Origin of the sequence: Pseudoruegeria aquimaris, assembly GCF_900172235.1 — a bacterium.
Taxonomy (GTDB): Bacteria; Pseudomonadota; Alphaproteobacteria; order Rhodobacterales; family Rhodobacteraceae; genus Pseudoruegeria; species Pseudoruegeria aquimaris.
The window spans coordinates 13,633-27,460 of the sequence record NZ_FWFQ01000018.1 but is presented as its reverse complement, the minus strand read 5'-3'; the positions used below and the strand labels follow the sequence as shown (position 1 = coordinate 27,460).

General features: G+C 66.3%; 11 protein-coding genes. 7 read left to right on the top strand and 4 right to left on the bottom strand.

The window, feature by feature from the left end; translation table 11 throughout:
• Window positions 1-26 precede the first annotated feature (26 nt).
• The 3 genes from xsc to PSA7680_RS12755 all read right to left on the bottom strand — a co-directional run bounded on the left by xsc (window position 27) and on the right by PSA7680_RS12755 (window position 4,957).
• Entirely contained in the window at window positions 27-1,808 is a 1,782-nt protein-coding gene (gene xsc / locus PSA7680_RS12765; RefSeq protein ID WP_085869108.1) for a sulfoacetaldehyde acetyltransferase, read from the bottom strand.
• A gap of 138 nt (window positions 1,809-1,946) precedes the next feature.
• The gene (gene pdxR, locus PSA7680_RS12760) at window positions 1,947-3,416 is read right to left on the bottom strand and encodes a MocR-like pyridoxine biosynthesis transcription factor PdxR (RefSeq protein WP_085869107.1); all 1,470 of its coding nucleotides are present in this window, start codon (window positions 3,414-3,416) and stop codon (window positions 1,947-1,949) included.
• A 137-nt stretch (window positions 3,417-3,553) separates the two neighbouring features.
• Window positions 3,554-4,957: an aminotransferase family protein gene (locus PSA7680_RS12755; protein WP_085869106.1), complete on the bottom strand. Its 1,404-nt coding sequence runs from the start codon at window positions 4,955-4,957 to the stop codon at window positions 3,554-3,556.
• Between the two features lie 460 nt (window positions 4,958-5,417).
• Here PSA7680_RS12755 and PSA7680_RS12750 point away from each other — a divergent pair, with 460 nt between their 5' ends.
• The 3 genes from PSA7680_RS12750 to PSA7680_RS12740 all read left to right on the top strand — a co-directional run bounded on the left by PSA7680_RS12750 (window position 5,418) and on the right by PSA7680_RS12740 (window position 8,578).
• Entirely contained in the window at window positions 5,418-6,416 is a 999-nt protein-coding gene (locus PSA7680_RS12750; RefSeq protein ID WP_085869105.1) for a taurine ABC transporter substrate-binding protein, read from the top strand.
• Between the two features lie 123 nt (window positions 6,417-6,539).
• Window positions 6,540-7,316, top strand: coding sequence for an ABC transporter ATP-binding protein (locus PSA7680_RS12745; RefSeq protein ID WP_085869104.1), 777 nt, complete (start codon window positions 6,540-6,542; stop codon window positions 7,314-7,316).
• On the top strand, window positions 7,313-8,578 hold the full coding sequence (locus PSA7680_RS12740; protein WP_085869103.1) for an ABC transporter permease subunit: 1,266 nt from the start codon (window positions 7,313-7,315) through the stop codon (window positions 8,576-8,578). Before PSA7680_RS12745 ends, PSA7680_RS12740 begins: the two co-directional genes overlap by 4 nt.
• 124 nt (window positions 8,579-8,702) lie before the next feature.
• Here PSA7680_RS12740 and PSA7680_RS12735 read toward each other — a convergent pair whose 3' ends face one another.
• The gene (locus PSA7680_RS12735; protein WP_139838637.1) at window positions 8,703-9,923 is read right to left on the bottom strand and encodes an ROK family transcriptional regulator; all 1,221 of its coding nucleotides are present in this window, start codon (window positions 9,921-9,923) and stop codon (window positions 8,703-8,705) included.
• 164 nt (window positions 9,924-10,087) lie between these two features.
• Between PSA7680_RS12735 and PSA7680_RS12730 the strand changes: the two genes are divergently transcribed.
• The 4 genes from PSA7680_RS12730 to PSA7680_RS12715 all read left to right on the top strand — a co-directional run bounded on the left by PSA7680_RS12730 (window position 10,088) and on the right by PSA7680_RS12715 (window position 13,713).
• Complete coding sequence (locus PSA7680_RS12730; protein ID WP_370738556.1) at window positions 10,088-11,119, top strand: sugar ABC transporter substrate-binding protein; 1,032 nt, start codon at window positions 10,088-10,090, stop codon at window positions 11,117-11,119.
• A 121-nt stretch (window positions 11,120-11,240) separates the two neighbouring features.
• Complete coding sequence (locus PSA7680_RS12725) at window positions 11,241-12,305, top strand: ABC transporter permease (RefSeq protein WP_085869102.1); 1,065 nt, start codon at window positions 11,241-11,243, stop codon at window positions 12,303-12,305.
• Complete coding sequence (locus tag PSA7680_RS12720; RefSeq protein ID WP_217808344.1) at window positions 12,302-13,084, top strand: ATP-binding cassette domain-containing protein; 783 nt, start codon at window positions 12,302-12,304, stop codon at window positions 13,082-13,084. Before PSA7680_RS12725 ends, PSA7680_RS12720 begins: the two co-directional genes overlap by 4 nt.
• On the top strand, window positions 13,081-13,713 hold the full coding sequence (locus tag PSA7680_RS12715) for a nucleoside/nucleotide kinase family protein (protein ID WP_085869101.1): 633 nt from the start codon (window positions 13,081-13,083) through the stop codon (window positions 13,711-13,713). The genes PSA7680_RS12720 and PSA7680_RS12715 overlap by 4 nt, the downstream gene beginning before the upstream one ends.
• Window positions 13,714-13,828 lie beyond the last annotated feature (115 nt).

The window sequence follows — 13,828 nt, the reverse complement described above, 5'->3', positions numbered from 1 at the left end:
GGCATGTGCCGCGCGGGTCTGCCATTTTAGGCGCCCTTCTGGGGGCGCATGTCGGCGGCGGAGATCCCGGCGACGGCCACCGGCTTCTTCATCGCGTCGCGGCGGAAGGGCTCGCCCAGTTCCTGGTTGATCATGGCTTCGATGAGCGTGGTCTTGCCGTGCTCCATCTGATCCTTGATCGCCGTGTTCAGGGCTTCCGTCAGCTCGTCCATCGTGCGCGCGACCACGCCTTGCAGGCCGCAGGCCCGGGCGATCCCGGCGTAGGAGACCTGTTCGTCCAGTTCGGTGCCGACGAAGTTGTCATCGAACCAGAGGGTGGAATTGCGCTTCTCGGCGCCCCATTGGTAGTTGCGGAAGACGATCTGCGTGATGGCGGGCCACTCGCTGCGGCCGATGGCGGTGAGTTCCGTCACCGCGATGCCGAAGGCGCCATCCCCGGCGAATCCGACGACCGGCACGTCCGGGCAGGCGATCTTGGCGCCGACGATGGCCGGAAGGCCGTAGCCGCAGGGGCCGAAGAGGCCGGGGGCGAGGTATTTGCGGCCCGCCTCGAAAGAGGGGTAGGCGTTGCCGATGGCGCAGTTGTTGCCGATGTCGGAGGAGATGATGGCGTCGCGCGGCAGGGCGCTCTGGATCGCGCGCCAGGCCATGCGCGGGCTCATCCAGTCGGGTTTGTCGGCACGGGCGCGTTCATTCCAGGTGGTGCCGGGGTCGTCCTCCTCGTGGTCCATGCCCGAAAGCTGCTGGGCCCAGCGGGACTTGGTTTCGGCGATCCGGGCCTTGCGTTCCTCGCGGCCCTCGTCGCCGGCGGTGTCGGAGAGTTGGGCGAGGATGCCCCGCGCCACTTTCGCTGCGTCCCCGACGATGCCCACGGTGACGGGTTTCGTCAGGCCGATGCGGTCGGGGTTGATGTCCACCTGAATGATCTTGGCATCGGTGGGCCAGTATTCCATGCCGTAGCCGGGGAGCGTGGAGAAGGGGTTGAGGCGGGTGCCGAGGCAGAGCACCACGTCGGCCGCCTTGATCAGTTCCATCCCGGCCTTGGAGCCGTTGTAGCCCAGCGGGCCGGCAAACAGCGGGTGGGAGCCGGGGAAGGCATCGTTGTGCTGGTAGCCGACGCAGACCGGCGCATCCAGCCGCTCGGCGAGTTCCCGGGAGGCTTCGATGCCCCCCGCCGAAAGCACCACGCCGGCGCCGTTCAGGATCACCGGGTTGCGCGCCTCGGAGAGCAGTTTCGCGGCCTCGGCCACGGCGCCTTCGCCCCCGGCGGGGCGCTCGAATTCGACGACGGCGGGCAGGGTGATGTCGATCACCTGGGTCCAGAAATCGCGCGGGATGTTGATCTGCGCGGGCGCGGAGGCCCGTTTGGCCTTCATGATCACGCGGTTGAGCACTTCGGCCACGCGGGAAGGATCGCGCACCTCCTCCTGGTAGGCCACCATGTCTTCGAAGAGCTTCATCTGCTCCACTTCCTGGAAACCGCCCTGGCCGATCGTCTTGTTGGCGGCCTGCGGCGTGACCAGCAGCAGGGGCGTGTGGTTCCAGTAGGCGGTCTTCACGGCGGTGACGAAGTTGGTGATGCCGGGGCCGTTCTGGGCGATCATCATGCTCATCTTGCCGCAGGCGCGGGTGAAGCCGTCCGCCATCATCCCGGCGCTGCCCTCGTGGGCGCAGTCCCAGAAGGTGATCCCGGCCTTCGGAAACAGATCCGAAATCGGCATCATGGCGGAGCCGATGATGCCGAAGGCATGTTCGATGCCGTGCATCTGCAGGGTTTTGACGAAGGCTTCTTCGGTCGTCATCTTCATCGGTCGCTGTCTCCATCCTTGAGGGAATCTCTGCCGGGCGCGCATCGGCGCGCGCAGGCGTTTGGGGCCGAACCTACTGTGCCGGCACGGCTTGCGTTAGGGCCAGATGCTTGGGTGGGGTATGGCCAGAGCCGGGGGTCAGGACGTGCTCTGCTCGATGGCGCGGGCAATTCGCGCGATGCCCTCGGGAATCCGCGACGCTGCGATGGAGGAATATCCGAGCCGGTAGAAATGGCCCGGCGGGTTGTCCTGAAGGAACATCGGGGATCCGGGCTCGATCAGCACGCTTTCGGCGCGCAGGTTGCGCGCCAGAACCCCGGTATCGACGCCTTCGGGCGCTTCCATCCAGAAGGAGGAGCCGCCGAAGGCATTGGCGCCGGCGATCTTGAGCCCGTGGGTGCGGATTGCCTCCTCCATCACGGTGCGCCGCTCGTGGTAGGCGCGGCCCATGCGGCGGATCAGGCTGTCGTAGTGGCCCAGCGACAGGAAATAGGCGGCGGTGCGCTGGATGTGGCCGGGCGGGTGGCGCAGGATGGCGGCGCGCAGGGCGCGGGCCTCGCGGATGAAGGGCTCCGCCCCCACGAGGTAGCCCAGCCGCAGGCCCGGAAACAGCGACTTGGAGAACGAGCCGACATAGATCACGCGGCCGTCTCGATCCATGCTTTTCAGCGCGGGAGAGGGGGCCTTGAGGAAGGACATTTCGAATTCGTAGTCGTCTTCCACGATCATGAAGTCCCGCTCCGAGGCCATGTCGATCAGCTTCTGGCGGCGCTCCAGGGGCATCGTCACCGCTGTGGGGCAGTGGTGGCTGGGCGTGGCGAAAACCACGTCCAGATCCTCGGGCAGGGCTTCGGGCGGCAGGCCGTCGGCGTCGATGTCCACGGGGTGGGTGATGCAGCGCGTCTGGGCGAGCGCGTTGCGCAGGCCGGGGTAGCAGGGGTTTTCCATCGCCACGGTGCGGCGCTGGTTCAGCAGCACCTGCGCCGCCAGCCAGAGCGCGTTCTGTGCCCCCATGGTGACGAGGATTTCCTCGGGGCGGGCGAGGATGCCCCGGCGCGGCAGAGTGTGGCGGGCGATGAACTCGATGAGCTGCGGGTCGTCCCTTTCGTAGTAGTCCGCCGTCAGAGCCTCGAAATCGCGCTGCCCGAGGGCCTTCACCGCGCAGAGCCGCCAGTTCTGGTGGTCGAAGAGCGTCGGGTCGGTCTGGCCGTAGATGAACGGGTAGCGGTATTCGCGCCAGTTTTCGGGGCGCCGCAGGCTGGGGGCGCCGGCGAAGCGCTGGCCGAGAGCGCGGTTCCAGTCCACCGCGCGGGACGGAGCCTGTTTCGGCGGCTCGAACTGCGGGGTGCGCGGCGCGTTCTCGGACACGTAGTAGCCCGACCGCCCGCGGGAGGTGAGGTAATCGTCGGCCATCAACTCGGTATAGGCCAGCGTGACGGTGATCCGGCTGACGCCGAGCTGCTGGGTGAGCTTGCGGGAGGAGGGCATCTTCTCGCCGGGCTGGAACCGCCCCGAAAGAATGCCCTGCGCCACCATCTGCTGGATCTGCTGCTGAAGCGTGCCCTCCATGCGGGGATCGAGGAACAACGTTTCAGCGGGAATGGCCAAGGCAGATCTCCATCTGGCATTACGCGGGTGGAGATCTGGATGTATCACGCCGCCCCGCCGAGGGCCAGAGCCCGCATCCGGGGCGGCGTGACGGTCCGCGCGCGGGTGGAGGGCCGCGCAGCGGAAGATCGCGGAGATCAGGCGGCGGCGATGACCTTGGTCAGCGCCTTGTCGACGGCCTCGGTGATGGCGTCGATGTCTTCGGCGGTGCAGATCAGCGCGGGGCTGAAGCAGAGCGTGTTGTTGAAGCCCGGAAGGCTGCGGTTCGTGACGCCGATGATAACGCCCTGCGCCATGCAATCGGCCACCACGGCCTGACAGAGCTTCTCGTCCAGCGGCTGCTTGGTCTCGCGGTCCGCCACCAGTTCGGCGCCGGCAAAGAGCCCCTTGCCGCGCACGTCGCCGATGACGGGGTGTTTGGCCTTGAGTGCTTCGAGGTTCGCGAGCAGGCGTTCGCCCATCTTCGTGGTGTTCTCCAGCAGGCCCTCGTCCTCGATGATGCGCATGTTTTCCAGCGCCGCCGCCGGGCCGGCGGTGCAGCCGCCGAAGGTGGAAATGTCGCGGAAGTAGCCCATCGGATCGCTGGCATCTTCCTTGAACATCTCGAAGACCTTCTCGGTGGTCACGCAGCAGGCGATGGCCGCGTAGCCCGAGGCGACGCCCTTCGCCATGGTCACGAAATCGGGCTTGATGCCGTAGTGCTGGTAGCCGAACCATTCGCCGGTGCGGCCGACACCGCAGACGACCTCGTCGATGTGCAGCAGGATATCGTATTTCTCGCAGATCTCCTGCACGCGCTCCCAGTAGCCTTCCGGCGGGGTGATGACGCCGCCGCCCGCCGTCACCGGCTCGAGGCAGAGGCCGCCCACCGTCTCGGGGCCTTCGCGCAGGATCACCTCTTCGATCAGATCCGCGGCGGCGCGGCCGAAGTCGGCGCCGGAGAGGTGGCCGAGGCCCAGCTCTTCCTTGCGGTATTCGAGGCAATGCGGCACCCGGACGAAATCCGGCGCGAAGGGGCCGTATTGCGCGTTGCGCTCATCTTGCCCGCCGGCCGACATCGCGGCCAGCGTGGAGCCGTGGTAGTCGCGGTGGCGGTAGAGGATCTTGGTTTTCTTGCCGCCGTATTTCTTGTGCGCGATCTGGCGGATCATCTTGAAGGCCTTCTCGTTGGCCTCCGATCCGGAGTTCACGTAGTAGACGCGGCTCATGCCCGGCATCTTCTCGATCAGCTTCTTGGCGAACAAGGAGCCGGGGATGGAGCCGGCGGAATTGGCGAAGTAGTTCATCTTAACCAGCTGTTCGCGCACCGCGTCGGCGATGCTCTCGCGGCCGTAGCCCACGTTCACCGTCCAGACGCCGCCGGAGACGGCATCGAGGTGCTCCTTTCCCGTCGCATCCCAGACGCGCATGCCCTTGCCTTCGACGATGATCCGGGGATCGATCGTTTCGAACGGCTTGTGCTGGATCAGGTGATGCCAGAGGTGGGCGCGGTCGGCTTCGATGACTTCGCCGAGATCGTTGGACTGGAAGTTGGCGTTCATGTCGGGCACCTCGGTTGGGTGGGCTGGAAAGGGTGCCGGCCCGTCGGGCGGCGGCTGTGTGAGGGCCCCGCGAATCCGTTTTCGCGGGCTGCTTGATCTGGCGTCAATCTGGGTGAGTTCGGGAGCCACCCATAGGGCCAGTATTGCCGGAGCTTTGATGCCAGAAATCGCCTCGTGCCCGTTGGAGCGCGGGGGGTATCGGGCGGCAACCTCCAGCGAAACAAGGGGAATTGGCGCGCGGCCGCCAATCCTCCGCGCCGCCGTGGGCAGACAGGGCGGCTGCCGCACGGGAAACTAAACGTTGACTGGTGAGGGGGTTTTTTTACGCTTCGGGGGTGCCGCTTCGCAGAATTGCGCCCCGCGGCGCATCCGCATGGGCCCAGGACACGGCGAACAAGGCCGGCCGGACCGGGGCGGAGCATGACTGCCGCTGCGGCGGCAACCAACACGGGAGAAACGAATGACTTTGAAATCCAAGCTGATCGGTTCCGTCGCCGGGCTTGCCGCCCTCGGAGCCGTGCAGGCGCAGGCCGCCGACGAGATCACGGTGGCCTACTTCCTGGAGTGGCCGATGCCGTTCCAATACGCCAAGGCCAAGGGAATGTATGACGAAGCGCTGGGCGTGAAGGTGAACTGGGTGTCCTTCGACGCCGGCACCGCCATGTCGGCGGCCATGGCCTCCGGGGATGTGCAGATCTCCGTTTCGCAGGGCGTGCCGCCCTTCGTCGTCGCCGCCTCCGCCGGGCAGGACATCCAGGTCGTAGACGTGGCGGTGAGCTACTCCGAGAACGACAACTGCGTCGTGGCCGATGCGCTGGAGATCGACAAGGACAGCGCCAAGGAACTGGAAGGCAAGAAGGTCGGCGTGCCGATCGGCACCGCCGCGCACTACGGCTTCCTGAAGCAGATGGACCACTTCGGCGTGGACATCGGCACGATGGAGATCGTGGACATGGCGCCGCCGGACGGCGCGGCCGCCTTCGCGCAGGGCAGCCTCGACATGGTCTGCGGCTGGGGCGGTGCGCTGCGCCGCATGAAGGAGCACGGCAACGTGCTGCTGACCGGCGCCGAGAAGGAAGAACTGGGCATCCTCGTCTTCGACGTGACCAGCGCCCCGGCGAACTTCGTCTCCGAGGAGCCGGAACTGCTGGCCAAGTTCCTGAAGGTGACCGCCGACATGAACGCCATGTGGAACTCCGGCGAGCACACCGACGAGATGCTGCCCGTCATCGCCAAGGATGCCGGCATGGACGAGGAAGCCACGGCCGAAACCATCGCCACCTTCGTGTTCCCGAGCGTGGAAGAGCAGCTGGGCGAGAAATGGCTCGGCGGCGGTGCGCAGGAATTCATGAAGGGCGTCGCGGGCGTCTTCGTGGAAGCCGGCAGCATCCCGAGCGCGCTCGACAGCTACGACGCGGCCGTCAACACCGGCCCGCTGATGTCGGCCAAGGGCATGTAAGCCAGGCCTGATGCCAAGACATCGGAAGGGGCCACGAGGAACATTCCCGTGGCCCCTTCTTTCGAAAGCATACTGCAAGCTTAAGGGGACAAGAGCGTGGGCTTGTCGATAGACAACATCTCGATGCGGTTCGATCTGCCGAACGGAACATCGGTGCAGGCACTCAAGAACGTGTCACTGGACATCAAGGAAGGGGAGATCATGTCGGTTCTCGGGCCTTCCGGCTGCGGGAAGACGACTCTTCTCAACATCATCGCGGGCTTTCTCGCCCCCACGGAGGGCGAAATCCGCCTGCACGGCAAGCCGGTGCACGGGCCGAGCCCGGAGCGCGGCATGGTGTTCCAGAAGGGCGCGCTGTTCGAATGGATGAACGTGCGCAAGAACGTCGATTTCGGCCCCCGCATGAAGGGGATGCCGAAGAAGCAGCGCGACGAGATCACCGATCACCTTCTGGACGTGGTGGGATTGCAGGACTTCAAGGAGAAGGCCGTCTACGAGCTTTCCGGCGGGATGCAGCAGCGGGTTGCGCTGGCGCGGTGCCTGGCCAACGAGCCGGACGTGATCCTGATGGACGAGCCCCTCGGCGCGCTGGACGCGCTGACGCGGGAGAAGATGCAGGCGCTGGTGCTGAAGCTGTGGAAGGAGAGCGGAAAGACGGTGATCCTGATCACCCACTCCGTGGAAGAGGCGCTGCTGCTGGGCGAAAGGCTGCTGGTGATGGCGCCGCGCCCCGGACGAATCCACAAGGAATACCAGCTGCCCTTCGCGGACAGGGGCGTGGGCGCGGATCTTCGCGACGTGAAGAAGAGCGAGGGCTTCGCCGAGACCCGCGATGAGATTCTTTCGATGATCTGGGAAATGGAAGAAGAAATCATGGGCCGCACGGAGGCAGCACAATGACGATCCTTCTGATCTACGTCGCCATTTTCCTCGGCGCTTTCGTCGTCGTGAAACTCATACGCCGCGGCATGCGCAAGGCGGTGGACTACACCAGCCTGAAGACCGTGACCTTCGGGGACGAAAGCGCGGTCAACGCCGACAGGGTCGCCTCGGTGATCTCGGTCGTGGCGATCTTCCTGATCTGGGGCGCCTTCACCGGCTCCAAGCTCGTGCCGTTCCACGTGCCCGGGCCGTTCCTGGGCGAAACCAGCTTCACCTACACCGCGCAAAATGCCGCCGGGGAGACGGACGACGCCACCGTGACGGTGAACGTCTTCAAGGTCGGCGATGAAGCCGAGGCGCCCGAAAGCGGCGGCGGCGACGGTTTCGCCAAGGATGACGGCGCCAAGATCGGCGCCTGGCGCTCCGGCCTCGTGCGGGTGATCCGCAACGACGAGGGCGGCGATCAGGAGGGCTACGGCGTGATCGCCGTGGACGGCCAGCCGATCGCGCCGGAGGAAACCGTGAAGGTGGCCGACGGCACGGTGTTTCTCACCGCCAAGGGCTCGCTCAACTTCACCCCCGCCAAGGGGATGCAGATGGAGCCGATCTGGATGCCCGCGCCCGAGGCTGTCTGGGCAAGGTTCATCGAGATCTTCGGAGACGGCTACCAGGGCGTGACGCTGCTGGAGCATCTCGGCTGGTCGTTGTTCCGGGTGGTCGCGGGCTTCGTCCTCGGCAGTCTCGTCGGCATCCCGCTGGGCTACGCGATGGGGCTTTCGGGCTGGTTCCGCGGCTGGTTCGATCCGATCGTGGAATTCATGCGCCCGGTGCCGCCCCTTGCGCTGATCCCGCTGGTCATCATCTGGTTCGGCATCGGCGAGACGGGCAAGATCGTTCTGCTGTTCCTTGCGGCGCTATGGATCATGACGATCGCGGCGCGGGCCGGGGTTTCCGGGGTGAACATCTCCAAGGTGCACGCCGCCTATTCGCTCGGTGCCTCCAAGCGCCAGATCCTGACGCAGGTCATTGTGCCCAACTCGCTGCCGGAAATCTTCACCGGCGCGCGGGTTGCCATGGGTGTCTGTTGGGGCACGGTGGTGGCCGCGGAACTCGTGGCCGCCGAGATGGGGGCCGGCAAGATGATCGTGGCCGCTTCCAAGTTCCAGCTCACCGACATTGTGATCATGGGGATCATCCTGATCGGTGTCATCGGCTTCGGCATCGACATCCTGATGCGCAAGGCCGAGGAATATCTCGTGCCGTGGAAAGGGCAGTCCTGAGCTGTTTCGGCTGACGCTGCGAACGGAACCGGCGCCTTGGGCGCCGGTTTTTTGTTGGGTGCCATTGGGGGACATATTTATTTGCCGCCGGGCGAGACACTTCTTTTTGCCAGGCTGGAAAGCTCTAGATCCCGGCCTGCGTGATGAAGAAGCGCGCAAGGATCGGCAGGATCGCACCGCCCATGGAAGGTGCATTGGGGCCGATGGTGCCGGGCACGATTTCGAGCGGGCTCAGGCCGCGCAGGTCCAACGCCTGGAAGCGGGCGTTGGCCTTGGCGGCGATCCTGTCGCGCACCTCGCCGGGGAAGCCTCCATCCACCACGATCGTCGGGAAATCGATCACAGCGCTGATCGCCGCCGCCGCCATGGCGAGGTTCTCGGCCACAAGGTCCTCCCACTCCGTCACCAGCGGCCCGAGATCGCCCCAGCTGTCGGGATGTTCCCAGAGCACCGAGGGATCGCTGCCCGCCGCACGCAGGCGGTTTTCGAGCGTGAAGAGCGAGGTTTCGTCCAGCAGGGCGGTGTAGCCGGGGCCGCGGCCGGGCAGGGGCATGGCGCCCATCGCGCCGGCGTTGCCGGTCGGGCCTTCGAAAACCGCGTTGTTCAGCACGATGCCGCCGCCGATGAAGAAGCCGATGAAGAAGTAGCAGTAGTTCTCGAACTCGCGCCCCCGCCCGAGCGCCAGTTCGGCGCCGCAGGCGGCCGTGGCGTCGTTCTGCAGGTAGGTCGGCAGTCCGGTGGCGGCCTCGATCTCGGCGGCGAGATCGAAATCCCGCCAGGCGGCCATGTCCTCCGGCGAAGCGCCCACCTGCGCGCCCCAGTTCCACAGTTCGAACGGCGTGGCGATGCCGATCCCCGCGCAGCGGGCGCGGGCCGCGGGGGGGAGTGCGGCCAGCATCTGGGAGGCCCCCTTGCTGGCGAATTCCACGATCCGGGTCGTCTGCGGATTCCGGTAGGCAATGCGGCGGCGCTGCAACTCCCGGCCGATGAAATCCATCAGCACGAGATCCGCGCTGCGGCGGCCGACTTTCAGCCCGATCGAGAAGACGCCCTCCGGGTTCAGCCGCATCGGGATCGACGGCTGACCCACCTTGCCCTTCACCGGCTCTCCGCGCAGCAGCAGCTCTTCTTCTTCCAGCGCGCGCATGATGACGGTCACCGTCTGGGCCGACAGGCCGGAGAGGCGGGCGACCTCGGCGCGCGAAAGCGTTTCGTGGCGGCGCAGGAGCGAGAGCACGAGCCGCTCGTTGTGTTCGCGCACGCGCGCGCTGTTGGCCCCGCTTCTCAGCGTCGAGATCCGCGCGCCCGGCGGTGGGGGGCCGTCTGCTCTGTCTTCACGTTCCACGGGAAAGCCTCCTCCGCTCCCTGCCGGCGATTGTCAATCGGTTCCATACATAAATCAACTTGATTTATTTATTGACAGGAATCGGCAAAGCGTGTGTCTTGAAACGCGTCGCCCGGCCCGTGGAGGGGCAAAGGGGCACGCTCAGAGTTCTAGGGAGGAACCTCATGACCATTCGCAAAAGCCTTTTCGGCAGCGCCGTCGCCGCCATCGCCCTGTCCGCCGCCCCCGCCTTCGCGGACGGCCACGGCATCAGCGCCTGCCTGATCACCAAGACCGATACCAACCCCTTCTTCGTGAAGATGCGCGAGGGCGCGACGGCCAAGGCCGAAGAGCTTGGGATCACCCTCAACAGCTACGCCGGCAAGGTGGACGGCGACCATGAAACACAAGTGCAGGCCATCGAGACCTGCATCGCCAACGGCGCAAAGGGTATCCTGCTCACCGCGTCCGACACCGCCTCCATCGTGCCCGTCGTGAAGCAGGCGCGGGATGCGGGCATCCTCGTGATCGCGCTCGACACGCCGCTGGAGCCCATCGACGCCGCCGACATGACCTTCGCCACGGACAACTTCCTGGCCGGGGAACTGATCGGCAAATGGGCCGCCGCGACGCTCGGTGAAGAAGGCGTGGCCAACGCCCGCATCGCCACGCTCGACCTCGCCGTCTCCCAGCCGACGGTGGATGTCCTGCGCAACCAGGGCTTCCTGCAGGGCTTCGGCATCGATCTGGCCGATCCCAACGTGATCGGCGACGAGGACGATCCGCGCATCGTCGGCTCCGACGTGACGGCCGGCAACGAGGAAGGCGGCCGCCGCGCGATGGAGAACCTTCTGGCCAAGGATCCCTCCATCAACGTGGTCCACACCATCAACGAGCCGGCAGCGGCCGGGGCCTACGAAGCCCTTAAGGCGATCGGGCGGGAAAACGACGTGCTCATCGTCTCCGTCGATGGCGGCTGCCCCGGCGTGCAGAACGTGGCCGACGGCGTGATCGGTGCCACCTCGCAGCAATACCCGCTGCTGATGGCCTCCCTCGGCATCGAGGCGATCGCCGCCTGGGCCAAGGACGGCACCAAGCCGCAGGCCTCCGACGGCAAGGATTTCTTCGACACCGGCGTGGCGCTCGTGACCGACCGGCCGGCCGAGGGCGTGGACTCGATCTCGGTGGAAGAGGGCATGAAGCTCTGCTGGGGCTGAACCCTGCTCCGCGCCCGGCTTGACCGGCTGGGCGCCGACGGCTCACACTTGACCTTATGAGGGGGCGGGGCTGCGCGCCCCGCCTCTTTTCTCATGCCCGACGCAAGGGCCAGGAGGAAACATGTCGGAGACCGACAACTACGAAACGGCGGCCAGCCGTGACGGGGATTTCGCCTCGTTCGACGACCACAAGAAAGGCCTGCTCGGCCATTTCCACAACGCGCTTCACACCAACCCCGCCCTCGTGCCGCTGATCGTGCTCGTCGCGGCGGTGATCGGCTTCGGGATCCTGCTCGGCTCCCGCTTCCTGTCGCCCTTCGCGCTGACGCTGATCCTGCAGCAGGTGCAGATCGTGGGCGTGCTGGCGGCGGCGCAGACGCTGATCATCCTGACCGCCGGCATCGATCTTTCGGTGGGGGCGATCGCGGTCCTGACCTCGGTCATCATGGGGCAGTTCACCTTCCGCTACGGGATTCCCGCGCCGGTCTCGGTGGTGATCGGCCTCGGCGTCGGCACCGCGCTCGGCGCGGTTTCGGGCTGGCTCGTGAGCCGGGTGAAACTGCCGCCCTTCATCGTCACGCTGGGCATGTGGCAGATCGTGCTGGCGGCCAACTACCTCTACTCCGCCAACCAGACGATCCGCAGCCAGGATATCGAGGCGGAAGCGCCCTTTCTGCATTTCATGGGGGTGAAGCTGCAGTTCGCCGGCGCCACATTCACGCTCGGCGTCATCGTGATGGTGCTGCTGGTGCTCATCCTCGCCTATGCGCTGAAATCCACGGCCTGGGGGCGGCACGTCTATGCGGTGGGCGATGATCCCGAGGCCGCGCAGCTGGCCGGGGTCAATGTGCACGGCACGCTGATGAGCGTCTACATGCTGGCGGGCTTCATCTGCGCGCTGGCGGGCTGGGTAATGATCGGGCGCTTCGGCTCGGTGTCGCCGTCCGCCACCACCGGGGTGATCGGCAACATCCAGGCGATCACCGCCGTGGTGATCGGGGGCATCTCGCTCTTCGGCGGGCGCGGCTCGATCCTCGGCGCCTTCTTCGGCGCGCTGATCGTGGGTGTGTTCGAACTGGGCCTCCGGATGGCCGGGGCGGATCCGCAATGGACCTTCCTGCTCATCGGTGTGCTCATCATCGCCGCGGTCGCGGTGGACCAATGGATCCGGGAGGTCTCGTCATGAGCGTGGAACCCATTCTCAAGGGGCGCAATCTCGTCAAGCGCTACGGCAAGGTCACGGCGCTGGACCATTGCGATTTCGATCTGCTGCCGGGGGAAATCCTGGCGGTGATCGGAGACAACGGCGCGGGGAAATCCTCGCTCATCAAGGCCGTCTCAGGCGCGGTGATCCCGGATGAGGGAGAGGTCTTTCTCGAGGGGCGGAAGGTGAACTTCCGCTCCCCCATCGAGGCCCGCGCCGCCGGGATCGAAACCGTCTACCAGACGCTTGCCATGTCGCCGGCGCTTTCGATCACCGACAACATGTTCATGGGGCGCGAGATCCGCAAGCCCGGCTTTCGGGGCAAGTATCTCCGCCAGCTCGACAAGCCCGCGATGGAGAAATTCGCCCGCGACAAGCTGAGCGAACTGGGGCTGATGACGATCCAGAACATCAACCAGGCGGTGGAGACGCTCTCGGGCGGCCAGCGCCAGGGCGTGGCGGTGGCGCGTGCGGCGGCTTTCGGCTCCAAGGTCATCATTCTCGATGAGCCCACGGCGGCGCTCGGCGTGAAGGAAAGCCGGCGGGTGCTGGAATTGATCCTCGACGTGAAGTCGCGGGGCATCCCGATCATCCTGATCAGCCACAACATGCCCCATGTCTTCGAGGTGGCGGACCGCATCCACGTGCACCGACTGGGCCGCCGGCTCTGCGTGATCGATCCGAAAGAGCACTCGATGTCGGATGCCGTGGCCTTCATGACGGGGGCCAAGGAGCCGCCGGCGGAGGCCGTCGCGGCATGAGCGAGGCGGCGGCAGAAGCCATCGCCGCGCGCGCGGCCGGTCGCAGCCGTTTCGTGGTTGCGATCGCCGGGGCGCCCGGTTCGGGCAAGTCCACCCTTGCCGAGACCATCGGCGCGATCCTGGGCGAGAGGGCCTGCGTCGTGCCGATGGACGGCTTCCATCTCGACAACGCGCTGCTGGATGCCCGTGGCTGGCGCTCCCGCAAGGGGGCGCCCCACACCTTCGATCTGCACGGGCTGCGGGATCTGATCCTGCGCCTGAACAATCCCCGCGAGCCCGTCTACTACCCGATCTTCGACCGCGCGGCGGATCTCTCCCGCGCGGCGGCGGGCTGCGTGCTGCCCGAACAGCAGATCGTACTCGTGGAAGGCAACTACCTGCTGCTGGATCGGCCGGGCTGGCGGGATCTGAAGCCGCTCTTCGACATGTCGGTCTTCCTGCGGGTCGATGTCATCACCCTCCAGCAGCGGCTCATGGCCCGCTGGGAGGGCTACGGGCTCGGCCCGGCGGAGGCGGAAGCCAAGACCGCCGGGAACGATCTGCCCAACGCCCAGCTTGTGACGGAGGAGTCGCTTCCGGCGGATCTGGAACTCGTGGACGGGATACTGGCGCGGCATGGGCGGATCTGATGCCTGACTGATTTTCGGGCTGTTGCCCGTTTAGCGGGCAGCGGCGCACGGCCGGCGGGGCGTGAACCCCCCGCCCCACATGCAATCCGGCGGCGGCAGCGCTAACATCGGGGCA